This window comes from Pseudomonas sp. CCI3.1 (genome assembly GCF_034313985.1).
Lineage (GTDB): Bacteria > Pseudomonadota > Gammaproteobacteria > Pseudomonadales > Pseudomonadaceae > Aquipseudomonas > Aquipseudomonas psychrophila.
In genome coordinates this window covers 2465518-2488025 of the sequence record NZ_JAVIWO010000001.1, presented here as the reverse complement: position 1 = coordinate 2488025, position 22508 = coordinate 2465518, and the positions used below count along the sequence as shown (strand labels likewise).

General features: G+C 60.0%; 19 protein-coding genes. 9 read left to right on the top strand and 10 right to left on the bottom strand.

Features of this window, described 5'->3' with window-relative positions; all coding sequences use genetic code 11:
* Positions 1-239 precede the first annotated feature (239 nt).
* From RGV06_RS11455 to garD, 4 genes are all read left to right on the top strand, one after another.
* Positions 240-989 (top strand): FadR/GntR family transcriptional regulator, encoded by a 750-nt coding sequence (locus tag RGV06_RS11455; protein ID WP_019827355.1) that lies wholly within the window; start codon positions 240-242, stop codon positions 987-989.
* Positions 990-1315: 326 nt separating this feature from the next.
* Positions 1316-2227: a 5-dehydro-4-deoxyglucarate dehydratase gene (gene kdgD / locus RGV06_RS11450; protein ID WP_019827357.1), complete on the top strand. Its 912-nt coding sequence runs from the start codon at positions 1316-1318 to the stop codon at positions 2225-2227.
* 148 nt (positions 2228-2375) lie between these two features.
* Positions 2376-3731 (top strand): MFS transporter, encoded by a 1356-nt coding sequence (locus RGV06_RS11445; protein ID WP_019827358.1) that lies wholly within the window; start codon positions 2376-2378, stop codon positions 3729-3731.
* An 11-nt stretch (positions 3732-3742) separates the two neighbouring features.
* The gene (garD, locus tag RGV06_RS11440; RefSeq protein WP_019827359.1) at positions 3743-5296 is read left to right on the top strand and encodes a galactarate dehydratase; all 1554 of its coding nucleotides are present in this window, start codon (positions 3743-3745) and stop codon (positions 5294-5296) included.
* Positions 5297-5354: 58 nt separating this feature from the next.
* On the opposite strand, the gene cobA is transcribed toward garD, so the two are convergent.
* The 10 genes from cobA to RGV06_RS11390 all read right to left on the bottom strand — a co-directional run bounded on the left by cobA (position 5355) and on the right by RGV06_RS11390 (position 17568).
* Entirely contained in the window at positions 5355-6137 is a 783-nt protein-coding gene (gene cobA, locus RGV06_RS11435; protein WP_322150027.1) for a uroporphyrinogen-III C-methyltransferase, read from the bottom strand.
* Positions 6138-6147: 10 nt separating this feature from the next.
* The gene (locus RGV06_RS11430) at positions 6148-8865 is read right to left on the bottom strand and encodes a molybdopterin-dependent oxidoreductase (protein ID WP_322150026.1); all 2718 of its coding nucleotides are present in this window, start codon (positions 8863-8865) and stop codon (positions 6148-6150) included.
* Positions 8865-9182, bottom strand: a complete 318-nt coding sequence (gene nirD, locus RGV06_RS11425) for a nitrite reductase small subunit NirD (protein WP_019827362.1) — start codon at positions 9180-9182, stop codon at positions 8865-8867. The genes RGV06_RS11430 and nirD overlap by 1 nt, the downstream gene beginning before the upstream one ends.
* Positions 9179-11632 carry a nitrite reductase large subunit NirB gene (gene nirB, locus RGV06_RS11420; RefSeq protein ID WP_046809412.1) on the bottom strand — a complete coding sequence of 818 codons (2454 nt, stop codon included), beginning with the start codon at positions 11630-11632 and terminating at the stop codon, positions 9179-9181. Before nirB ends, nirD begins: the two co-directional genes overlap by 4 nt.
* Positions 11633-11944: 312 nt before the next feature.
* Positions 11945-13615 carry a bifunctional protein-serine/threonine kinase/phosphatase gene (locus RGV06_RS11415; protein ID WP_322150025.1) on the bottom strand — a complete coding sequence of 557 codons (1671 nt, stop codon included), beginning with the start codon at positions 13613-13615 and terminating at the stop codon, positions 11945-11947.
* A gap of 7 nt (positions 13616-13622) precedes the next feature.
* Positions 13623-14834: a nitrate/nitrite transporter gene (locus RGV06_RS11410; RefSeq protein WP_048352519.1), complete on the bottom strand. Its 1212-nt coding sequence runs from the start codon at positions 14832-14834 to the stop codon at positions 13623-13625.
* Positions 14835-15127: 293 nt separating this feature from the next.
* Positions 15128-15703: an ANTAR domain-containing response regulator gene (locus RGV06_RS11405; RefSeq protein WP_019827366.1), complete on the bottom strand. Its 576-nt coding sequence runs from the start codon at positions 15701-15703 to the stop codon at positions 15128-15130.
* Between the two features lie 14 nt (positions 15704-15717).
* Entirely contained in the window at positions 15718-16929 is a 1212-nt protein-coding gene (locus RGV06_RS11400) for a CmpA/NrtA family ABC transporter substrate-binding protein (RefSeq protein WP_322150024.1), read from the bottom strand.
* 122 nt (positions 16930-17051) lie between these two features.
* On the bottom strand, positions 17052-17339 hold the full coding sequence (locus RGV06_RS11395) for a type II toxin-antitoxin system RelE family toxin (RefSeq protein ID WP_019827368.1): 288 nt from the start codon (positions 17337-17339) through the stop codon (positions 17052-17054).
* Positions 17329-17568 carry a type II toxin-antitoxin system RelB/DinJ family antitoxin gene (locus RGV06_RS11390; RefSeq protein ID WP_019827369.1) on the bottom strand — a complete coding sequence of 80 codons (240 nt, stop codon included), beginning with the start codon at positions 17566-17568 and terminating at the stop codon, positions 17329-17331. Before RGV06_RS11390 ends, RGV06_RS11395 begins: the two co-directional genes overlap by 11 nt.
* Before the next feature lie 491 nt (positions 17569-18059).
* On the opposite strand from RGV06_RS11390, the gene RGV06_RS11385 reads away from it, so the two are divergent.
* The 5 genes from RGV06_RS11385 to RGV06_RS11365 all read left to right on the top strand — a co-directional run bounded on the left by RGV06_RS11385 (position 18060) and on the right by RGV06_RS11365 (position 22494).
* The gene (locus RGV06_RS11385; RefSeq protein WP_019827370.1) at positions 18060-18407 is read left to right on the top strand and encodes a DUF6124 family protein; all 348 of its coding nucleotides are present in this window, start codon (positions 18060-18062) and stop codon (positions 18405-18407) included.
* A gap of 224 nt (positions 18408-18631) precedes the next feature.
* Positions 18632-19543, top strand: a complete 912-nt coding sequence (locus RGV06_RS11380) for a TauD/TfdA dioxygenase family protein (protein WP_019827371.1) — start codon at positions 18632-18634, stop codon at positions 19541-19543.
* 36 nt (positions 19544-19579) lie between these two features.
* Positions 19580-20674 (top strand): ABC transporter substrate-binding protein, encoded by a 1095-nt coding sequence (locus RGV06_RS11375; protein ID WP_052750717.1) that lies wholly within the window; start codon positions 19580-19582, stop codon positions 20672-20674.
* A 132-nt stretch (positions 20675-20806) separates the two neighbouring features.
* Positions 20807-21709, top strand: coding sequence for an ABC transporter permease (locus RGV06_RS11370; protein WP_322150023.1), 903 nt, complete (start codon positions 20807-20809; stop codon positions 21707-21709).
* A complete protein-coding gene (locus tag RGV06_RS11365) occupies positions 21706-22494 on the top strand; it encodes an ABC transporter permease (protein ID WP_198822918.1) in 789 nt (262 codons plus the stop codon). The genes RGV06_RS11370 and RGV06_RS11365 overlap by 4 nt, the downstream gene beginning before the upstream one ends.
* The last annotated feature ends 14 nt before the right edge of the window (positions 22495-22508 follow it).

Below are 22508 nucleotides of genomic sequence, written 5' to 3'. Positions count from 1 at the left end.
TGGCTAGCGATGGCATCACCTGTAGCCTGCCAGCCAGACCGTTTCGCCTGCATCGCAGGCAGACCAGCGCCTCCAGGTTTTACGTTGCCCTGTGTGAACGGGTGATCGTACAACCGGCTTGAGCTATGATGCATCTATACAGGAGCACAGCAGCACGGACGTCCGGTGTGTCAGGGCGATTTTTCAGCTGCTTACATGAAGTGCCCCTGACCCCTTTGATTTCGAGAAAAATGTTCAACATGGAAAACCAGATCGACGTACCCCGCCTCCCTCGCAAGCGCCGCAGCCTCGCGCAAGAGTTGGTGACGGTGCTGTCCGAGCAGATCCGCGACGGTATGCTCAAGCGTGGCGACAAGTTGCCTACCGAATCCGCGATCATGGAGGCGCATGGCGTCAGCCGCACGGTGGTGCGCGAAGCGATTTCCCGTTTGCAGGCGGCAGGGCAGGTCGAGACCCGCCACGGTATCGGCACCTTTGTGCTGGATACACCGAGCCCGAGCGGTTTTCGGATCGATCCGGCAACGGTCGTAACCTTGCGCGATGTACTGGCGATTCTTGAGCTGCGTATCAGCCTTGAAGTGGAGTCAGCCGGTTTGGCTGCCCAGCGGCGCAATGAAGAACAACTGGCCGCGATGCGTGCAGCGCTGGATGCCCTGAATGAAAACGCGGCACGCAATGGTGATGCCGTGGCGTCGGACTTTCAGTTCCATCTGCAGATTGCGCTGTCGACGGGCAACCGCTACTTCACCGACATCATGACTCACCTGGGCACCAGCATCATTCCGCGTACCCGTCTCAATTCGGCGCGTCTGGCCCATGATGACCAGCAGCACTACATGACCCGGCTCAACCGCGAGCACGAAGAAATCTACCAGGCCATTGCCCGTCAGGATTCCGAAGCGGCCCGTGCGGCCATGCGCTTGCACCTGACCAACAGCCGCGAACGCCTGCGCCATGCCCATGAAGAAGCAGAAGCGCAACGCGGGTAAGGCCCCTGTGGGAGCGAGCCTGCTCGCGAATGATTTTCGCGAGCAGGCTCGCTCCTACGGTTTAAGTACCTTCTCAGTAGGTATCGATTAAAGCCACTTCTCAGACAACCTATCTCTGTTCTGAAATTAAATTTCGACTCTGCCTGAATCCCACAAAGCCCGTGCTAGACGGGCTTTGTGCTTTTCATTAACCAAAATTTGGCCATCGCTCCGCACGAATACAAGAAATGAGATTGACGTTATCTTTTTAAGTTGTACGATGACGTACGACGTAGCGAAGTGCTTACGTATTTCTCATCACAACGTGCTCCCAGGGTGTTCGAATAATGAATCCACAAGAACTGAAGTCCATCCTCTCTAACGGTCTGTTGTCCTTTCCGATAACCGACTTCAATGCTCAAGGTGATTTCCACCGTGAGGGCTACATCAAGCGTCTTGAATGGCTGGCCCCGTACGGCGCCTCGGCCCTGTTCGCAGCAGGCGGCACCGGCGAGTTCTTCTCCCTGGCAGCCAGCGAATATTCGCAAGTGATCAAAACTGCAGTCGATACTTGCGCCACCAGCGTGCCGATCCTCGCCGGTGTCGGTGGTTCGACCCGCCAGGCCATCGAGTACGCTCAAGAAGCCGAGCGTCTGGGTGCCAAAGGTTTGCTGCTGCTGCCGCATTACCTGACTGAAGCCAGCCAGGACGGCGTTGCCGCCCACGTTGAGGCGGTGTGCAAGTCGGTGAAAATCGGCGTGATCGTCTACAACCGTAACGTCTGCCGTTTGACCGCGCCGCTGCTGGAGCGTCTGGCCGAGCGTTGCCCGAACCTGATCGGCTACAAGGATGGCCTGGGTGATATCGAGTTGATGGTGTCGATCCGTCGCCGCCTCGGTGATCGCTTCAGCTACCTGGGCGGCCTGCCGACCGCCGAAGTCTACGCGGCGGCCTACAAGGCGCTGGGCGTACCGGTTTACTCCTCTGCCGTGTTCAACTTCATCCCGAAAACCGCGATGGACTTCTACCACGCCGTGGCCCGTGAAGATCACGCCACCGTGGGCAAGATCATCGACGACTTCTTCCTGCCGTACCTGGACATTCGTAATCGCAAAGCCGGTTACGCCGTCAGTATCGTCAAGGCTGGCGCCACTATTTCCGGTTACAGTGCTGGCCCGGTGCGTACGCCACTGACCGACTTGTTGCCAGAAGAGTACGAGGCACTGGCTGCCTTGATCGACAAGCAAGGTCCGCAGTAAGCAAAAGCCAAGGCCGCTGAGAAATCAGCGGCCTTTTGTGTGAAGGATTACGAACGTCGGCTAGTGCAATATTTCTGTTGGAACTGTTAGCTACACCAAAAAAATAGATTCACCCGCGCATAAAAATAAACAGTGGGAGTAGTACTACATGCAAGCGACCAAGCCGACGCATGTCCGTTATATGATTTTGCTCATGCTTTTTCTGGTGACCACTATCAATTATGCAGACCGTGCCACTATCGCCATCGCAGGCTCCAGCCTGCAAAAAGACCTCGGCATTGACGCCGTTACCCTGGGTTATATCTTCTCCGCATTTGGCTGGGCCTATGTGGCCGGACAAATCCCCGGTGGCTGGCTCCTGGACCGTTTCGGTTCTAAAAAAGTTTACGCCCTGAGTATTTTCACCTGGTCACTGTTCACCGTGCTGCAAGGCTTTATCGGTGAGTTCGGCATGTCCACAGCGGTGGTTGCGCTGTTTATGCTGCGCTTTCTGGTCGGTCTGGCCGAAGCCCCCTCCTTTCCTGGAAACGCCCGCATCGTTGCTGCCTGGTTTCCGACGGCAGAGCGTGGCACTGCGTCCGCGATCTTCAACTCGGCGCAATACTTCGCCACTGTATTGTTCGCACCGTTGATGGGCTGGATCGTTTACTCCTTCGGTTGGGAGCATGTGTTTATCGTCATGGGCATTCTGGGTATCGTCTTCTCGGGCATCTGGCTCAAGGTGATCTACAGCCCGCGTGAACACCCACGCATCAACGAGGCAGAGTTCAAGTACATCGCTGAAAACGGCGGTATGGTCGACATGGACCAGAAAGGCAAAAAGTCCGACGGACCAAAGTGGGACTACATACGCCAACTGCTCACTAACCGCATGATGCTTGGCGTTTATTTGGGCCAGTACTGCATCAACGGCATTACCTACTTCTTCCTGACCTGGTTCCCGGTGTATCTGGTGCAGGATCGCGGCATGACCATCCTCAAAGCCGGTTTCATTGCGTCGTTGCCTGCGATCTGCGGGTTTATCGGCGGCGTGCTGGGCGGGGTCATTTCCGATTACCTGTTGCGCAAAGGCCACTCACTGACGTTCGCCCGCAAGGCACCGATCATCGCTGGCCTGCTGGTCTCCAGCAGCATTGTGGCCTGCAACTACGTGGACGTTGAATGGATGGTGGTTGGCTTTATGGCCCTGGCATTCTTCGGCAAGGGCGTTGGCGCACTGGGCTGGGCGGTGGTGTCCGATACCTCGCCCAAACAGATCGCCGGCCTGAGCGGTGGCCTGTTCAATACCTTTGGTAACCTCGCTTCCATTACCACTCCCATCGTCATTGGTTACATCATCAGCACCACTGGCTCGTTCAAATGGGCGCTGGTGTTTGTCGGTTGCAATGCATTGATGGCGGTATTCAGCTACCTGGTTATCGTAGGCCCGATCAAGCGTGTGGTACTCAAAGAGCCACCGACCAGCGGCCCGCTAACGGCCGATCTTAAACCTGTGAATTCTTGAGGAGCGGCGTCATGACATTGATTGAACATTCCGATTCGCCGCGCTCGATCCGCCTGCACCCGCTGGATAACGTTGCAGTGGTGGTTAATGATCAGGGTGTACCGGCTGGCACTGTGTTTGCTGATGGCCTCGTGACTCTGGACTTTGTGCCTCAGAGCCACAAAGTCACTCTGGAAGACATCCCCCAGGGCGGCGAAGTGATTCGCTACGGCCAGGTCATCGGTTACGCCTTGCAAGCCATTGCTCGGGGCAGTTGGGTCAACGAAGACCAACTGCGCATGCCCACCGCACCGCCGCTGGACAGCCTGCCGCTGTCCACGGATGTTCCGGCGGCGCAGGCGCCGCTGGAGGGCTACACCTTCGAGGGGTATCGCAACGCAGATGGCACCGTGGGCACGCGCAATATCCTTGGCATCACCACCACCGTGCAGTGCGTTACCGGTGTGCTGGACCATGCGGTCAAGCGGATCAAAGAAGAACTGCTGCCTCTTTACCCCCATGTCGATGATGTGGTCGCGCTGACCCACAGCTACGGCTGTGGCGTGGCCATCAGTGCCACCGATGCCTATATCCCGATCCGCACGGTGCGCAACCTGGCGCGCAACCCCAATCTGGGCGGTGAGGCGCTGGTCATCGGTCTGGGCTGCGAAAAACTGCAAGCCAGTCAGGTGATGCATGAAAACGACAGCTCGGTGGACTTGAGCGATCCGTGGTTGTACCGCTTGCAGGATTCCAGCCACGGCTTTACCGAGATGATCGAGCAGATCATGGCCCTGGCCGAGATCCGCCTCAAAAAGCTCGATCAACGCCGTCGCGAAACAGTGCCGGCGTCCGAGTTGATCCTGGGCATGCAATGTGGCGGCAGCGATGCATTTTCCGGGATTACCGCCAACCCTGCGCTGGGTTATGCCTCGGACTTGCTGCTACGTGCGGGGGCAACGGTGATGTTTTCCGAAGTCACCGAAGTGCGCGATGCCATCTACCTGCTGACCTCCCGCGCCGAGACTCAGGCCGTTGCTCAAGAGCTGGTCCGCGAGATGGACTGGTACGACCGTTATCTGGCCAAAGGCGAAGCGGACCGCAGCGCGAACACCACGCCGGGTAACAAAAAGGGCGGGCTGTCGAATATCGTCGAAAAATCCCTGGGTTCCATCGTCAAGTCCGGCAGCAGCGCGATCAATGGCGTGCTTGGCCCGGGCGAGCGTTTCACGCGCAAAGGGCTGATTTTTTGTGCGACGCCTGCCAGCGACTTTGTGTGCGGCACCTTGCAACTGGCTGCCGGGATGAACCTGCACGTGTTCACCACTGGGCGCGGCACACCGTATGGGCTGGCAATGGCCCCCGTGGTGAAAGTGTCGACCCGCACCGAACTGGCACAGCGCTGGCCGGACCTGATCGATATCGACGCCGGACGCATCGCCACCGGGCGTGCGACCATCGAAGACCTGGGCTGGGAACTGTTCCATTACTACCTGGACGTCGCCAGCGGCAAAAAACACACCTGGGCCGAACAGCACAAACTGCACAACGACATCACCCTGTTCAACCCGGCACCGATCACCTGATCGGCCAGACCACGGACCCAGCCACTCATTGTGGGAGCGAGCCTGCTCGCGAAGGTCGTTACCGATAGCGCGACTTGATACTTTCGCGAGCAGGCTCGCTCCCACAGAGGTCCTGTGCCAACAGGTGTTGTTGCGCATGGGCTGCCACGCGACCAATCACCAGAATCGCCGGGCTTTTCAGTTCGAAGGCCTCGGCATCCTGCTCCATCGCGCTCAGGAGGCCGCGGCATTCGCGCTGATGGGGCAGGGACGCATTTTCAATCATGGCCACCGGCATATCCGCGGCCATGCCCCCCGCCAGCAAATGCTCGCGGATTTCGCTCAATTTGGCCACGCCCATATACACCACCAGCGTGGTACCGCTTTGCGCCAGTGCCTGCCAGTTCACCTGGCTCTCATCCTGAGTGTGCGCCGTCACCAGCGTCACGCCTCGGGCCACGCCGCGCAGGGTCAACGGAATATTGCATTGCGTGGCTCCCGCCAGCCCGGCCGTAATGCCGTTAACCAGCTCCACCTCAACCCCGTGTTCGCGCAACCACTGGGCCTCTTCGCCACCACGGCCGAAGATGCACGGATCGCCGCCCTTGAGCCGCACCACGCATTTGCCGTGACGGGCATAACGCAGCATCAGGCGATGAATAAACGCCTGTGGCGTCGAACGACACCCACCACGCTTGCCCACCGAAATCACCCGGGCCGTCGGGCAATGTTCCAGCACGGCGTGATTGACCAGATCGTCAATCAGCACCACATCCGCTTCGCGCAGGGCGCGCACGGCCTTGAGCGTCAGCAGTTCCGGATCCCCCGGGCCTGCACCCACCAGCCAGACTTTTGCACTCATTGTGATTTCCTCACGCGATGACGGCGATCGGCTGCGCCTGGGCAGCCAGCAAACGCTTGATTTCCGGGACGCAGGAGCCGCATTGCGTTCCGCAGCCCAACGTATTTTTCAGCCCCTGCAAGTCCAGCCCCTGGTCGATGCCGGCACATACCGCGCTCTGGCTGACGTTCTTGCAGTTGCACACAATTTTGTTGCCCCCGGCCGGGGTGTCGACGTTGCCGGGCGGAGCGCTCAATGGCGCCAGCAGCCAGCGCCGCAACTGTTCGTCGGCGCGACCTTCCAGCCACAGGCTTTGCAGCCAATGCTGGGCGAGGGTTTCCCCGGCCAGTCGAATGGCGGTAATGCGGCTGTTTTCAATACGTACCCGTTTGCCGATGGAACGACGCGGGTCGTCGTAAGCCAGCACCGGGCCCTCGTTGAGCCCCAGGCATTGGTCGATGTCGCGCAGCAGCTGCGGGTCTGGCGCGCTGGCGCTGGCCGCACGGATCAACAGCGCTGGGCGCTCGCGGCCCGTCAGGCTGAAACTCACATACGAAAAAGCTTCGCAGAGCGGGCGCAGCGTCTCGAATTTCTGTTGAACATCCCCCTCTATCAGGGCGAACAGGTGCCAAGGTAATTGCACCGGCTCAAGCCTTACGGCGCTGTGCTTGAGTTCCGGTTGTTTGGACAGGGGGTCGAAAGCTGGCAGGGTCAGTGTATTGACCCCGCCTTTGAGAAAGCGGTCGCCCCAGTGCATCGGCAAAAACGCCTGCCCCGGCCGCACGCTGTCATCACTGCTGACCGGCATGATCACCGCCCCGCGTCGGCTTTTGAGGCTGATCAAGTCACCGGGTTGCAAGCGATGGCGGCGCAGTTCGTCCGGGTGCAGGCTCAACACCGCTTCACTGACGTGACCGAACAATTGCGCGGCGGTGCCGGTGCGGCTCATGCCGTGCCATTGGTCACGCAGGCGACCGGTGATCAGGGTCAGCGGGAAACGCGCATCCCGTTGCTCCTTGGCGGCCCGATAAGGGTCGGCCACAAACTGGGCATGACCCGTGGCAGTAGGAAAAATCCCGTCCAGATACAGGCGAGCCGTGCCTTCGCGGGCGCCGGCAGGGAAGGGCCACTGTTGCGGGCCAATGGCATCGAGCACGGCATGGCTGATACCCGACAAGTCCAGGTCACGGCCCTGGGTCAGGTGCTTGTACTCATCGAACACCTGCGCCGCGGTTTCAAATGCAAACAGGCCGGGTTGCGCAGGGCGCAGATGTTTTTCAAGACGTTGTGCGAAATCCACAGTGATCGCCCAATCTGAGCGCGCCTCCCCCGGTGCGGCGATGGCTTTTCGCACATGGGAAATACGTCGCTCGGAGTTGGTCACCGTGCCGTCCTTTTCGCCCCAACTGGCGGCGGGCAGCAACAGGTCGGCAAAGGCGGCGGTTTCGGTGGTATGAAACGCCTCTTGCAGCACCACGAACGGGCAGGCCAGTAACGCCGCCCGCACAGCGGTCTGATCCGGCATGGATTGCGCAGGGTTGGTACAGGCGATCCACACGGCCTTGATCTTGCCACTGGCCATCTGCTCAAACAGCTCGATGGCGCTCAGGCCGGTGGTGTGCGGCAGTTGTTCAACCCCCCAGTACGCGGCGACTTCGGCCCGATGCTCGGCATTGGCGGCTTCGCGATGGCCGGGCAACAGGTTGGACAAGCTGCCGGTTTCGCGCCCACCCATGGCATTGGGCTGACCGGTCAGCGAGAACGGTCCTGAGCCGGGCCGGCCGATCTGCCCGGTGGCCAGATGCAGGTTGATCAGGGCGCTGTTTTTCGCACTGCCGGCGGTGGACTGGTTAAGGCCCATGCACCACAGCGACAGAAAGCTCGGCGAGGTGCCGACCCATTCGGCGCATTGCTGCAATTGCCCGACGCTGATGCCGCACAGCTGCGACACCATCTGTGGGGTGTAGTCGCGCACCAGGCTTTTAAGCTCGGGCAGGCCCTGAGTGTGAGCCTGGATAAAGTCACGGTCGATCCAGTCTTCCCACAACAGCAAGTGCAAAATCCCGTGAAACAAAGCGACATCGGTACCGGGTAGAATCGCCAGATGCAAGTCAGCCAGATCGCAGGTGTCGGTCCGACGCGGGTCGATGACGATGACTTTCATGGCCGGACGCCGGGCTTTTGCCTCCTCCAATCGGCGAAACAGTACCGGATGGGCGTAGGCCATATTGCTGCCGACGATCATCACGCAGTCGCTCAGCTCAAGGTCTTCATAACTGCAAGGCGGTGCATCGGCGCCCAGGCTGCGTTTGTAGCCGACCACGGCCGAAGACATGCACAGCCGCGAATTGCTGTCGATGTTGTTGGTGCCCACCAGCGCCCGCGCCAGTTTGTTGAAGGCGTAGTAATCCTCGGTCAGCAACTGCCCGGAGATGTAAAACGCAACGCTGTCGGGGCCGTGTTCGGCGATGGTGGCGGCAAACACGCTGGCCGCGTGATCCAGGGCGCTGTCCCAGTCGGTGCGGCCCCGGGCAAGGTCTTTGCCCAGGCGCAATTGCGGGTACAGCGCGCGCGTGTTGAGGTCGCCCGTCAGGTGCAGCGTCGAGCCCTTGCTGCACATTTTTCCGAAGTTGGCCGGATGCGCCGGATCGCCGCTGACACCGAGAATGCGCTCGCCGTCATGTTCGATCAGCACGCCGCAGCCGACCCCGCAATAGCAGCAAGTGGAGGCGGTGATCTGGCGGTTCATCAGCCTGCGTCCCGCAGGGCCAACTGCACGCGGCCATTTTCGACCCGCGCCGGGTGGTGATGGGCGCAGCCAATATCCGGAGCTTGGGCTTCGCCGGTTTGCAGGTCGATTTGCCAGTTGTGCAACGGGCAGGCAACGCGCTTGCCGTAGATCAACCCCTGGGACAACGGACCGCCCTTGTGCGGGCAGCGGTCATCGAGTGCGAACACTTCGTCGTCGCTGGTGCGAAAGATCGCGATATCACCCTTTGGCCCCGTAATGATCCGTGAGCCCAGGGCGTTGATTTCCTCTAATGAGCAGATATCCAGCCAGTTCATGCCAGCACCTCCAGGTTTTTCACGGGGATGACGTCGAATTCCTTTTTCAGCAGCGGCTGCTCCAGGCGCTCTTTCCACGGATCTTGTTCAAACGACAGGGAAAACTGCAGACGATCATTGAGCGCCTTACGCCGGTCGGGATCTTCGAGCACAGCCTTTTTGATGTGCTCCATGCCGACCCGTTGCAGGTAATGCACGGTGCGCTCAAGGTAAAAGGCTTCTTCGCGATACAGCTGTAAAAAGGCGCCGTTGTACTCGCGTACTTCTTCGGCAGTCTTGAGCTTGACGAAGAACTCGGCGACTTCGGTCTTGATCCCGCCGTTACCGCCGATATACATCTCCCAGCCGGAGTCCACGCCGATAATCCCTACGTCCTTGATACCTGCTTCCGAGCAGTTCCGTGGGCAGCCGGAGACCGCCAGTTTGACCTTGTGCGGCGACCACATATTGAACAGGTCGTGCTCCAGCTCAATGCCCAGTTGAGTCGAGTTTTGCGTGCCGAAGCGGCAGAATTCGCTGCCCACGCAGGTCTTCACGGTACGGATGGATTTGCCGTAGGCGTGGCCGGAAGGCATGTCCAGATCCTTCCACACGCCCGGCAGGTCGTGCTTCTTGATTCCCAGCAAATCGATGCGCTGCCCGCCCGTGACCTTGACCATCGGCACGTTGTACTTGTCGGCCACGTCGGCGATGCGGCGCAGTTCGGAGGGGTTGGTGACGCCGCCCCACATCCGCGGGACGACCGAATAGGTGCCATCTTTTTGAATGTTGGCGTGGGCACGTTCGTTGATCAGGCGCGATTGCGGGTCATCCTTCGCTTCGCCGGGCCAGGTTGAAATCAGGTAATAGTTGAGCGCCGGGCGGCAGGTGGCGCAGCCGTTCGGCGTGCGCCAGTTCAGGTAGCTTTGGGTGCCGGCAATGGTCAACAGGTGTTGATCGCGGATGGCCTGGCGGATTTGCCCGTGATTGAGGTCGCTGCATCCGCAAATGGCTTTTTCGCTTTTGGGTTTGACGTCTGCAGCACCGCCCACGGTGTTGATCAGAATCTGTTCCACCAATCCCGCGCAAGAGCCGCAAGAGCTGGCGGCCTTGGTGTGCTTTTTGACATCGTCGACGCTGAACAGCCCGTGCTCCTGGATCGCCTTGACGATGGTGCCTTTGCACACGCCATTGCAGCCGCAGACTTCGGCGGTGTCGGCCATGCTCATGGCTTTGTCCTGACCCTGGTGGCCGACGTCGCCAATAGCATTTTCGCCAAACATCAGATGATCACGGATCTCACCGATGGCGTGATTCTCACGGATCTGGCGGAAGTACCAGCCACCGTCGGCCGTGTCGCCGTACAGGCAGGCGCCCACCAGAATGTCGTCCTTGATCACCAGTTTTTTGTAGACCCCGCCAATCGGGTCACTGAGGGTGATGGTTTCGGTGCCTTCACCGCCCATGAAATCGCCAGCGGAGAACAGGTCGATGCCGGTGACCTTCAACTTGGTCGAGGTGACAGAGCCCTGATAGCGGGCAAAGCCCAGTTGTGCGAGGTGGTTAGCGCACACCTTGGCCTGCTCGAACAGTGGCGCCACCAGGCCGTACGCGATGCCGCGATGGCTGGCGCATTCGCCGATCGCGTAAATGCGCGGGTCATAGGTTTGCAAGGTGTCGTTGACCAGAATCCCGCGGTTGCACGGGATGCCTGCACGCTCGGCGAGCTCGGTATTGGGGCGGATGCCGGCAGCCATGACCACCAGATCGGCGGGGATGATGTCGCCGTTCTTGAACTCGACCGAGCCAACCCGACCGTTACCAGCGTCGTGCAACGCGTTGGTTTGTTCGCGCAGTCGAAAATGCAGGCCGCGTGCCTCAAGGGCGGTTTGCAGCAGTTGGCCGCTGATGGGGTCCAGCTGGCGATCCAGCAACCATTCGCCGATGTGTACCACGGTCACGTGCATGCCGCGCAGCATCAGGCCGTTGGCCGCTTCAAGACCGAGCAGGCCGCCACCGATGACCACCGCGTGCTTGTGGGTTTTGGCGGTGTCGATCATCGCCTGGGTATCGGCGATGTCGCGGTAACCGATGACGCCATCCAGCGTGTTGCCCGGGATGGGCAGAATGAACGGCGTGGAACCGGTGGCGATCAGCAGGCGGTCGTATTCGGCTTCGGTGCCGTCCTCGGCAATAACCCGACGTTTAACCCGATCGATCTGCACGACTTTGCGGTTGAGCAGCAGCTTGATGTTGTTTTCCAGGTACCAGTCCAGATCGTTGAGCACGATCTCTTCGAAGGTCTGCTCACCGGCCAGCACCGGAGAGAGCAGGATTCGGTTGTAGTTGGCATGAGGTTCGGCGCCGAAGACCGTGATGTCGTACAGCTCATTGCTCAGCTTGAGCAATTCTTCCAGGGTGCGAACCCCGGCCATGCCATTACCGATCATCACCAGTTTTAATTTTTTCATCAGGTTCTCCGCGAGCAAGGCCTGCCTTATGGGGGGCATTGCGGCCTTGTTCGACAAATGGTGCGCAAACAAAAAAAGGCGTCCCGCTAGTTGCCTAGCGAGGACGCCTTTGTCCTTGTCCCGTTCTCTCGGGAAACCTGTTCTTCGTCGTTGAAGACCGGGTTTTATGATTGATGAATTAGCTAATGCAGCGGTTGTGCCAAGTCCGCCAACGCCCATGTTTAAAGGGCGCAGATGTGTTGGGGGGAGGGGTTTGTGCACCGAATAAAAGCGCCGTGCCCGATAGTGGAGCGTCGCGCGTTCCGTAGCCGTTCAGGTGTGAAGCAGCAAAAACATCAGCACCAGATTGATCAATAAGGACATCAATGCCACCGCCCGCCACACCACTAACGGCTCTCGCTCCAGCAAGGGCCTGGGGCGAACGTTCAAGCTCTGGCGTTCGCCCTGTTCCAGTTGCAGTAACCACTCCTCGGCCGTTTCAAAGCGCTGCTGTGGATCGGCTGCAACGCCGCGTTCCAGGCTGTGGGCAATCCATTCCGGCAGGTCGGGGCGATATCGACTGGCGCTCACCGGCACACCAAAGCGCGGGCGCTGAAAGGCTTCGATTTCGCCGTAGGGATAATGCCCGGTCAACAGGTAATAAAGTGTCACACCCAACGCATACAGATCCTGTCGGGCGGCGGGTTTTTCCCCGCGAAAGGCTTCCGGAGCAATGTAGCTGGGCGTCCCGGGCAGCGCCGATGGCAGATCCTCTGACAGCCCCGGGCAGTAGGCCAGTCCGAAGTCCAGCAAGCGCAGCTCGCCGTCGTCACCCAGCAGCACATTGTGCGGCTTGATATCGCGGTGAAAAATCTGCCGACGGTGCAGCAGCCCCACTGCCCGCAGCAGGCGTTCGGCCAGATCCAGCCATTGCGCCAGAGGCAGCGGCCCACCCTTGGCGTAGAGTTTTTCCAGGGTAATACCTGAGTATTCACGCATCACGTAGTACAGATGCTGACGCTGACTGGCAGGGTGGACTTCAGGAAAGTGCCGTCCGGCCACCCGCTTGAGAAACCATTCTTCCGACAGCAATGCCTGCCCAGCCTGATGATCGTCGTGCAGGCGGGCGGGCAGGGTTTTCAGCAGCCAGGGCTGTTGTTGCGCGTCACGTACCCGGTAGAGCAGCGATTGCTGGCTCTGGCCCAGATGGCTTTCTACCTGCCAGCCTTCAAAGTGCTGCCCCGGCCTAAGTGCGGGCGGTAACGGCCATTGCTGCAACTGCATCAAGGCATCGCCGATGTCGCTTTCGCCCAAGGTGTCGACCCTTACCAGCAGGGCGCTGGCGTTGTCCTGGCTGCCAGCCCGATGCGCGGCATTGACCAGGGTGTGGGCAGCGCTTTGCAGGTCGGGCAAGTCACGCAAAATCGCGGCGATGGCGGTATCGCCCAAGGTCGACCACACACCGTCACTGAGCAGTACAAAGGTCTCGTCCTGACGCAATTGGTCATCGAGAAAATCCACCACCAGATGTTGATCAAGGCCCAGTGCGCGCTTGAGCACATGCTGCATGCCGGGCTGATCCCAGACGTGATCTTCGCTGATGCGTTGCAAGGTTTCGCCATGCCAGCGATACACCCGGCAATCGCCGACATGGGCCAGGGTAAACCGCCGGCCGCGCAGCACCAGTGCACTGACAGTGGTCAGCAGCGGTTGCCCGCCGCCGTTGGCTTGAAGCCAGCGGTTTTGCGCGAGCAGCAAGCGCTCCAGTGCCTGTGCCACGCTCCAGGTTTCAGGCGTGGCGTAGTAGTCCAGCGCCAATGCCTGCAGCGTCGAGCGCGCGGCCAGGCCACCATCGGCGCATTGGCTGACACCATCGGCGATGGCGAACAAATAACCCTTGCTTGCCGCCAGCAACGGCACTGGCGTGACCTCGCGCAGCGCGTCCTGATTCTCTGCGCGAGGACCGATGGCGCTGGCGTGGGCAAAGCTCAGTTGCAGGCTCATGACGGCCTTACACGCGGGCAGCAGTTACGGCAGCCGAGCCCCAAGTGGTTCTCCAGCGACGTTTGACCCCGTGCAGGCCAAACCAGGCCAGCACGCCCAGGCTGGCGAACAGCCACAAGGCCAGTTGATAGCTGCCAGTGCTTTGCTTGATTGCCCCCATGCCCGCTGCCAGGGCGAAACCACCGATACCACCGGCCATGCCGATCAAGCCCGTCATTACGCCGATTTCACGGCGAAAGCGCTGCGGCACCAATTGGAAAACCGCGCCGTTGCCTGCACCCAGTCCCAGCATGGTGCAGACGAAAAGTGCTAGTGCCGCGTAGGAACTGGGTAGGTTGAAACCTACGGCCGCGATGCTGATCGTCGCTACGGCGTACATTCCCAGCAGGGTACGGATCCCGCCAAAACGATCTGCCAGCGCGCCGCCCAACGGTCGCATCAGGCTGCCTCCGAAGACGCAGGCTGCGGTGTAGTAACCGGCGGTCACCGGGCTCAGTCCGTATTGATCGTTAAAGTAGCCCGGCAGGGCGCTGGCCAGGCCGATAAAACCACCGAAAGTCACGCTGTAGAAAAACATGAACCACCAGCTGTCGCGGTCGCCCAGGGCCTTGAAGTAGTCGCTCATGGACTTGGCTTTTGGCCGTTCGGGGGCGTTTTTGGCCAGCCAGGCGAACACGAAAATGCACAGTACCAGCGGGATCAGGGCAAAACCGAACACATTGCTCCAGCCGTAGGCTGCCGCCAGCACCGGGGCCAGCAGAGCGGCGAACACGGTGCCCGAGTTACCCGCACCGGCGATGCCCATCGCCTTGCCCTGATGCTGTGGCGGATACCACTGCGAGGCCAGCGGCAGCGCCACCGCGAACGAGGCGCCGGCCATGCCCAGGAACAGCCCCAGTAACAGGGCTTGTTCATAGCTATGAATACCGTGTTTCCAGGCAACAAACAGTGCGCAGATAACAATCACCTGGCCGATCAGCCCGGCGGTTTTCGGTGACAGGCGGTCTGCCAGCAGGCCCATCACAAAGCGCAGCAGGGCGCCGGCAAGAATTGGCGTGGCCACCATCAGCCCGCGCTGTTGCGTGGTCAATTGCAGGTCGGCGGCGATTTGCACCGCCAGCGGGCCGAGCAGATACCAGACCATAAAGCTCAGGTCGAAATAGAGAAACGCCGCGAACAGGGTCGGGGTATGACCGGATTTCCAGAAGCTTGTATTCATCGCGCACCTCAACGGTTAATCGTTTCGAGAAGGAGTCATGAGCTAGGAGCGCCGTAACGGCCGCACCACCGGCCCCGTTCACTGGGGCCAAAACGAAAAAACGCCGCTGCCTGATCCGCCGTGGGCGAATGAGGAGAGCGACGTCTTTGTCGTAGGTGGGGCAACCGCCGTTGGTTACCGGTAGTGAATGCTTAGCGAGAAGTGTGCCAACAGGTGAATAACTCACCCCTGCTCGCGAATGATCTTCGCGAGCAGGCTCGCTCCCACAGTTGAAGTATTTCCAGGCAAGGGTGTCAGCCCAGCAGCTCACTCATGGCGATGATCTGCTCCGCCACCTGAATCAGCTTTTGCTGGCGGCTCATGGCCTGGCGTCGCATCAGGGTGTAGGCCTCTTCTTCGTTGCAGCTTTTCATTTTCATCAACAGGCCCTTGGCCAGTTCGATGCGCTTGCGCTCGGCCAGTTGCTGGTCGCGGGCGTGCAGTTGGGCGCGCAGGGCCTGGTCGCTTTCAAAGCGGGCCATGGCCACATCGAGAATCGGCTGCAAGCGCTGGGCGTGAATGCCTTCGACGATGTACGCGCTGACCCCGGATTTGATCGCCTGGCGCATCACCCCGGGGTCGTGCTCGTCGGTGAACATGACGATCGGCCGTGGCTGGTCCCGTGAAACCAGCACCACTTGCTCCATCACATCGCGGCTGGGTGACTCGGTATCGATCAGAATCACATCCGGGCGCACCGTTTCGACGCGCGCAGGCAGGTCGATGGTCAGGCCTGACTCGTCGATCACCTCAAAGCCGGCTTCGCTGAGTGCGGCTTTGAGGCGGCCGACTTTTTTCGCCGTGTCGTTGATCAGCAAGATACGCAGCATGGGGCAGGCTCCAGTCAACGACGGGCTAGAAGGGGAGCGCTGGCGCTCATGGCATGCAGCGCAAAGCTTCGTGCATACCCTGCAGGGTCAGAGCCGTCCCACACTTTGCCGTCGATCAACTGGCTGCTGCGCATGTTCGCTCCGTTGGCGGTCACCCCCACGGCGCTGGCGGCGTCGCGGTACAGCGCCAGTTGCTGAACCTGGCGGGCAACGCCGAGGTAATCCGGGTCTTCGCGCAGCAAGCCCCAGCGGCGGAACTGGGTCATGAACCACATGCCGTCGGACAGGTAGGGCAGGTTGACCTCACCGCCGCCATGAAAGCGCAACGCGTGGGGGTCGTGCCAGTGATTGCCCAGCCCGTCGCTGTAGTTGCCGAGCAGGCGCGGCTCGATGCACTCAACGGGCGCATTCAGATACTCGGGTGCGCTCAATAACTGCGCGGTACTGCGACGGTTTTCGTCGCTTTGCTCGATAAAGCGGCTGGCTTCGAGGATCGCCATCACCAGCGCCCGGGCGGTATTGGGGTACTGCTCGACGAATGCCCGGGTGCAGCCGAGCACTTTTTCCGGGTGGTCGGGCCATAGCGCCTGGGTGGTGGAGAGGGTGAACCCCATGTTGTGTTTGACCGCACTGGCGGCCCAGGGCTCGCCGACGCAAAAACCGTCAATGCGCCCCGCCTGCAAGTGCGCAACCATCTGCTGCGGCGGCACCACCACACTGTCGACGTCTTGCAATGGATGGATGCCCTGGCTCGCCAGCCAGTAATACAGCCACATGGCGTGGGTGCCGGTAGGAAACGTCTGGGCGAAGGTCAGTTTTGAGCGACTTTGGTGCGCGTATTGTTGCAGCGCCTCAGGACAGGTCACGCCCAGCGCTTGCAAGCCGTGGGAGAGGTTGAGACTTTGGCCGTTTTGATTGAGCCCCATCAGCACAGCCATGTCGGTGGCTGCTACGCCGCCGATCCCCAAATGCACGGCGTAGATCAGGCCGTACAGGCTATGGGCCGCATCGAGCTGGCCATTGACCAGATTGTCCCGCAGGCTGGCCCAGGACGACTGGCGCTTGAGATTCAGGGTCAGGCCAAAAGGCTGGGCGAACCCTTGAGTGGCGGCCACCACCACCGAGGCGCAATCACTGAGGGCCATAAAACCCAGGTTGATTTCGGTTTTTTCCGGGGCGTCGCTGCCGTTGACCCAGGCCAGGGGGCCGGCGGTTGGTTCGATCATGGGAGGTGCACCTTCGCGAAAAGCATACTGCGAGGGTGCAAGGCATATGCCAGAGGGGTAAACCCCGTTGAAATCCCGCTGTTACAGGGCTTTGGATTAGCCGTTGCCTTTGATGGGCTGGCCTACTTCAAGCGGTCTTGCGCCTTGCGATATGCGGCCTGATGTTCGCGCTTGTCAACGGCGACGACGAACACCACAACCTCTTGATCAATGACCTGATAGATCAAGCGGTAACCCGCGCTGCGCAACTTGATTTTGTAGCAATCGGGCAGCTTGCGCAGCCGGTTGGCTTCAACGCGGGGGTTGAGCAACACCTCTGACAATTTGCTCTTGAATTGCAGCCTGACCGTGTCAGCAAGTTTGTGCCATTCCTTGAGGGCGCGCTGGTCAAACTCAAGATCAAAGGTCATCCAGCGTCACCTTGACCCTTTGCGGCGCTGCCAGGCGTTCGCGCACGGTGTTGATGAGTGCTTCGTCTTCTTCTGTCACCAGCATGGGGCGAAAGGGCAGTTGGCCGCGTTCGGCTACGTACTGTAATGCCTGGCGGACCAGTTCAGAGGGGGTGACACCCAAGCGCTCAAGTTCCTTGTAGGCGCGGGCTTTGAGCTCATCGTCGATGCGAATATTGATGGAGGCCATGGTTTTGACTCGTGTAATGACGTTTGTCATTACGCTGGCCTCTGCCCGTTTCTTTTGCAAGTGCCATTGGGCGGTTGAGTGGTCTGCGTTGTTCATATGCTCTCCAGAAATTAAGCCGCCATACCAGAGAAGGGCGGTCAGCTCTGTGAGCCTAGCTAGCGATAATCAGGTGATTCGTACGACGATTCGCTTTCATTCCCGTGAAACATCCGAGAAAATCCCGTTCGCTTGCGCCTGTCCAAATCGGGGAATAGTCTCGCTCCACCGCTGCAAAACAGCGGTCGGGTTTAGTCGCTCGGTGTTACTAGGCGCAATGCGCCACCTTAGCGAGGCGCTTTTTTTCGGCCTGCGTTTTATGGTGGCCGTGCGCAGGGCGCCTTCGGGTGCGCCGGGTTCCTAGTACACCGGTCGACTAACCTGCGCACGGCTGCCACCCATTCGTTTAGTCGCGATAAGTGACAGCTCCTTTTGATGTACTAGGAGTCTGCACGATGAAAAAAATCACTCCAGATCCCCCTGTTTCTCCCCTCGATGCTGCTGACAGTCACGACCCGTTGCTGGACCGTATCGCCACCGAGCGTGCGCTCAATTATTACCTGCAAAACCATAAGCCTTTTCGCCCTGTGGGCACGGCCCTGTATGCCATCCCGGACAGCGTCAATTCAGAAGCGGCTTTGGCCCAGGCGTCAGACTTGTTGCGCTGTGCGGGTGCCTGCGCGAATGAGGCGGGGAATGGCTTGAGCGGGCCCGCGCGCGATTGGGTGTTGTCGGTCATGCACTTGGTGGAGCTGGCCAAGGGTTATGTCGATAAATCGCTGGATACGCTGGCAACGCACTGAGGCAGCACGCGCCTGATTGGCGACAGGCGCGTTAGTTATGTACGACGAAATTCTTTATGGGTTATTAACTTACAACCAAAAAACTTATAACCATTCGCGGTCGTTTAAACAGCCTTTGTTCTATTAAAGTGTCCATCTATCTTTAGATTAAATAGTGATTAGTCAGCGCTGCTTTTATGCCTTTATGATCTGTCTACAACAACTCGTGAGGCAGGAGTGGCGCAATGACTATTCAAGTAAAACCTGTGGCAGGTCGGATTGGTGCACAACTTGAAGGCATACAACTGGGCGGGGATATCAGTGCCGAATCATTCGAGTTTATTAATCAGGCACTGTTGAAATACAAAGTTCTGTTCTTTCGTGATCAGCATCTGGATGACGCCGAACATGAAGCCTTTTCTCGACGCTTCGGTGATCAGGTGCCGCATCCAACCGTGCGCTCTGCCGAGAAAAGCGCCGCCATCCTGCATCTGGATGCCAAGGAAACCCGCGCCAACTCCTGGCACACCGATGTGACCTTTGTTGCCAACTACCCAAAGATTTCCATCTTGCGCGGTGTGGTCATTCCGCCTTATGGCGGCGATACCGTGTGGGCTAATACTGCGTCGGCCTATGCCGACTTGCCAGAGCCGTTAAAACAACTGGCCGACAGTTTGCGTGCCCTGCATACCAATGTGTATGACTATGCCGCGCCGCGGGATACCGATGAGTCGGGTCTTAAGCGTTATCGCGAACAGTTCACCGCCCAAGTGTATGAAACCGAACATCCTCTGGTTCGCGTTCACCCTGAGTCCGGCGAAAGAAGTTTGTTGTTGGGCCACTTTGTAAAAGAACTGCAGGGTGTTAGCAGCAATGACTCCAAACAACTGATCCGCCTGTTCCACGACCGCATTACCCATGTCGACAACACCGTGCGCTGGCGCTGGCAGGCAGGCGATGTGGTGATCTGGGACAACCGCGCCACGCAGCACATTGCGATCAACGATTACGGCGATGCCCAGCGCATCGTGCGCCGCACCACCATCGACGGCGACGTGCCGGTGGGTGTGGACGGCCGCCTGAGCCAGGCGCTCAAGCCGACGCCTGAGACGCGCTCGCCCAAAACCGAAGCCGACAAAAAACACCTCGCCGCCTGACCGGCCGAACCCCATCGCTCCCAGGAAAACCAGCCCATGGCCTCATTCAACGCTAAATCCCTGTTTCGCAAAGGTCGCATCGCCGCCGCGCTGGCAGCAGTCATGGCTGTGCCGCTGGCCCAGGCCGATGTGTTACGGATCGGTGTCGCCACCGCCGGTGGGGGGGATCCGGTGACGTTCAGTGGCTCGACCCTCGGGATCGTGCGCAACCAGCAACTGCTGGAAAAGGCTTTCGCCGGAAGCGGAACCGACGTGCAGTGGTTCTTCTTCAAAGGGGCTGGCCCCGCGGTCAACGAAGCCTTATCCAACCAGCAACTGGACTTCGCCTACCAGGGCGATCTGCCTGCTGTGGTCGGGCGCGCCAACGGGCTGGACACCAAGCTGCTGGCGGCCCTGGGTGTGAGGGCCAATCTGTACCTGGCCGTACCCAAGGGCTCGGACATCAAAAGTATTGAGGACCTGAAAGGCAAGAAAGTCGCCGTGTTTCGCGGTACCAACGGCCATCTGGTGTCGATCAACCTGCTGGCCGAGCACGGTCTGACCGAGCGCGATATCAAGGTCATCAACCTCGATACCGGCAGCACTCAGGCAGCGCTGGTTTCCAACGGCGTGGATGCCGCCTTTGGCGGTCGTGAACTGTTCAAGCTGCGCGACAAGGGCCTGATCGACATCATTTACGACAACCCCACCCAGGATGTGCGTTACACCCGTCAGACCGCATTGGTGGTTCGCGGGGCTTATGAAAAAGAGCATCCGGCCACTGTGCAGAAGGTCGTCGATACCTTGGTGGACGCTGCGAAATGGACGTCCGAAGAAGACCACCGTGAGGCCGTTTTCGCCGAGTGGGCCAAGAGCAACGAACCGGTTGAGTCGCTGCGCGCCGACTCTGCCGGGGTCAGCATCCGCGACAAGGCTTCCCCGCTGATCGATCCCTTTTTGTTGAGCCGCTACAAGGCGGTGGCGGAGCAGGCCAAGGACGAAAAGCTGATCCGTCGTCCGGTCAGTATCGATGGCTGGTTTGAGCCTTCATACCTGCAAGCGGCCCTCAAAGCCAAAGGCCTTGAAACCTTCTGGACGGCCTATGGCCCGGATGGCAAGCAGCCTGCCGGGAATGCCGTCGCCGGCAAGTAACCGCAACCCTGTGTGGGAGCGAGCCTGCTCGCGATGCAGGCGACGCGGTCGTGTCGATCCATTCGCGAGCAGGCTCGCTCCGACACACACATAAACATTCTGCTTTTTGCCGCAAGCAAGGGAGCCACGCATATGCCCAGGGCACAGACGGTCACACGAGAGCAGTACGCACCGGCGCTACCCAAGGCCAACGTCAAGCGCTTGCCACCAGCACCGACCCGGCCCGTACGCAAGGTCGAGGTGCCCCGCACATCGGCCTGGGCTTCAAGGCTGGGTGACAAGGCGTTGCCGTGGCTGCTGCCGCTGACGTTGCTGGGCCTGTGGTACGTGGGGGTTGAACTGGGTCTGCTCTCAGAGCAGGTGCTGCCGCCGCCCGCCTATGTGTATGAAACCCTGTCGGACCTCTTCACCTCTGGCGACCTGTGGATAAATGCGACCGCCAGCCTGCAACGTGTCGTGGTCGGATTTGCCCTGGGGGCCGGTGTCGGTGTGGCGCTGGGGCTGGCCATGGGGCTGTCGAAAACCGTCGAGGATTATCTGCTGCCCACCTTCAACGCCCTGGTGCAGATACCGGTGCTGGGCTGGCTGCCGTTTGCCTTGCTGCTGTTCGGCATTGGCGAGCCGCTTAAATATGTGCTGATCGCCAAGGCCGCCATGGTGCCGATCACGCTGTGCACCTTGCAGGCCTTTCATCAGGCCCCCAAGGGGTTGCTGGAAGCGGGTCGGGCGTACGGCTTCAGCCGTTGGCAGAGCGTGGTGTTCATCGTGTTGCCTGCGGCCATTCCGACCCTGTTCACCGGTCTGCGTCTTGGCTTCACCAAAGCCTGGCTGTCACTGGTGGTGGTTGAGCTGGTGGCGTCGAGCGAAGGGCTGGGTTTCCTGATTGTGTATGGTCGCCAACTGTTCCAGCTGGATCTGGTGATGGCGGCCGTGGTGGTGGTCGGTGCGATCGGGCTGTTGATCGATCGCGGTTTTGATCACGCCGAGCGGCGCCTCAATCGTGGCCGCGCACCTGTAGCGGGGCGCCTGTCATGAGTAGCGCTCTGGCAATCAGTCATGGCAGCAGCCGTCGCTATCGCGGCTGGGTGTTGCCGATCAGCGCCGTCGCCCTGTGGTGGCTGGCCTCGCACATGGGCTGGAGCCAGTCCGGTCTGCTGGTCTCGCCGGAAAAAGTCGCGGCCACGGCCTGGGACCAGATTGCTTCAGGCAAGTTCTGGCGGGCGATCAGCGCCAGCCTGGCGCGCAACCTCAGCGGCTTTTTTATCGGCACCACCCTGGGGCTGGTGCTGGGCTGCCTGCTGGGCCTGTCGCACTACTTCGAGCGGTTGGTGGGCCCCAGCTTCAACACGTTCAAGCAGATTTCGCTGTTCGCCTGGATCCCGCTGATCTCGGTGTGGTTTGGCCTGGGTGATGTGGCCAAGGTGGTGTTCCTGTCACTGGCAGCACTGGTGCCGGTGGTGGTGAACACCTGCGACGGCCTGCGCAATGTGCCGCCCAACCTGCTGGAAGTGGCGCGGGTCTACGGCTTCAGCCGCTGGCAAACCATCGTCGGGGTCATGTTGCCCGCCGCCTTACCGTCGATCTTCACCGGGCTGTATCTGGCGCTGGTGTATTCGTGGCTGGCGACCATCGGTGCCGAATACCTGCTGGTGTCGGGGGAGGGGATCGGCAACACGCTGATCGATGGCAGCGAGCATTTCATGATGGACCTGGTGCTGTTCGGCATGGTGGTGATCGGCCTGGTGGGCTGGAGCCTCAATGCACTGGCCCGGATTTTTGAGCGACGGATGCAGCGCCTGTACGGCATTGACCCGCGTTGATCGGCACTTTCAGA

Coding starts and splice junctions, on each gene's coding strand:
- nirB (WP_046809412.1), bottom strand. CDS start 11,632: ATGAAAAAATTAAAACTGGTGATGATCGGTAATGGCATGGCCGGGGTT.
- garD (WP_019827359.1), top strand. CDS start 3,743: ATGACATTGATTGAACATTCCGATTCGCCGCGCTCGATCCGCCTGCAC.
- kdgD (WP_019827357.1), top strand. CDS start 1,316: ATGAATCCACAAGAACTGAAGTCCATCCTCTCTAACGGTCTGTTGTCC.
- RGV06_RS11390 (WP_019827369.1), bottom strand. CDS start 17,568: ATGGCCTCCATCAATATTCGCATCGACGATGAGCTCAAAGCCCGCGCC.
- RGV06_RS11410 (WP_048352519.1), bottom strand. CDS start 14,834: ATGAATACAAGCTTCTGGAAATCCGGTCATACCCCGACCCTGTTCGCG.
- RGV06_RS11405 (WP_019827366.1), bottom strand. CDS start 15,703: ATGCTGCGTATCTTGCTGATCAACGACACGGCGAAAAAAGTCGGCCGC.
- RGV06_RS11365 (WP_198822918.1), top strand. CDS start 21,706: ATGAGTAGCGCTCTGGCAATCAGTCATGGCAGCAGCCGTCGCTATCGC.
- nirD (WP_019827362.1), bottom strand. CDS start 9,182: ATGAACTGGCTGGATATCTGCTCATTAGAGGAAATCAACGCCCTGGGC.
- RGV06_RS11445 (WP_019827358.1), top strand. CDS start 2,376: ATGCAAGCGACCAAGCCGACGCATGTCCGTTATATGATTTTGCTCATG.
- RGV06_RS11455 (WP_019827355.1), top strand. CDS start 240: ATGGAAAACCAGATCGACGTACCCCGCCTCCCTCGCAAGCGCCGCAGC.
- RGV06_RS11385 (WP_019827370.1), top strand. CDS start 18,060: ATGAAAAAAATCACTCCAGATCCCCCTGTTTCTCCCCTCGATGCTGCT.
- RGV06_RS11375 (WP_052750717.1), top strand. CDS start 19,580: ATGGCCTCATTCAACGCTAAATCCCTGTTTCGCAAAGGTCGCATCGCC.
- RGV06_RS11430 (WP_322150026.1), bottom strand. CDS start 8,865: ATGAACCGCCAGATCACCGCCTCCACTTGCTGCTATTGCGGGGTCGGC.
- RGV06_RS11370 (WP_322150023.1), top strand. CDS start 20,807: ATGCCCAGGGCACAGACGGTCACACGAGAGCAGTACGCACCGGCGCTA.
- RGV06_RS11395 (WP_019827368.1), bottom strand. CDS start 17,339: ATGACCTTTGATCTTGAGTTTGACCAGCGCGCCCTCAAGGAATGGCAC.
- RGV06_RS11380 (WP_019827371.1), top strand. CDS start 18,632: ATGACTATTCAAGTAAAACCTGTGGCAGGTCGGATTGGTGCACAACTT.
- RGV06_RS11400 (WP_322150024.1), bottom strand. CDS start 16,929: ATGATCGAACCAACCGCCGGCCCCCTGGCCTGGGTCAACGGCAGCGAC.
- RGV06_RS11415 (WP_322150025.1), bottom strand. CDS start 13,615: ATGAGCCTGCAACTGAGCTTTGCCCACGCCAGCGCCATCGGTCCTCGC.
- cobA (WP_322150027.1), bottom strand. CDS start 6,137: ATGAGTGCAAAAGTCTGGCTGGTGGGTGCAGGCCCGGGGGATCCGGAA.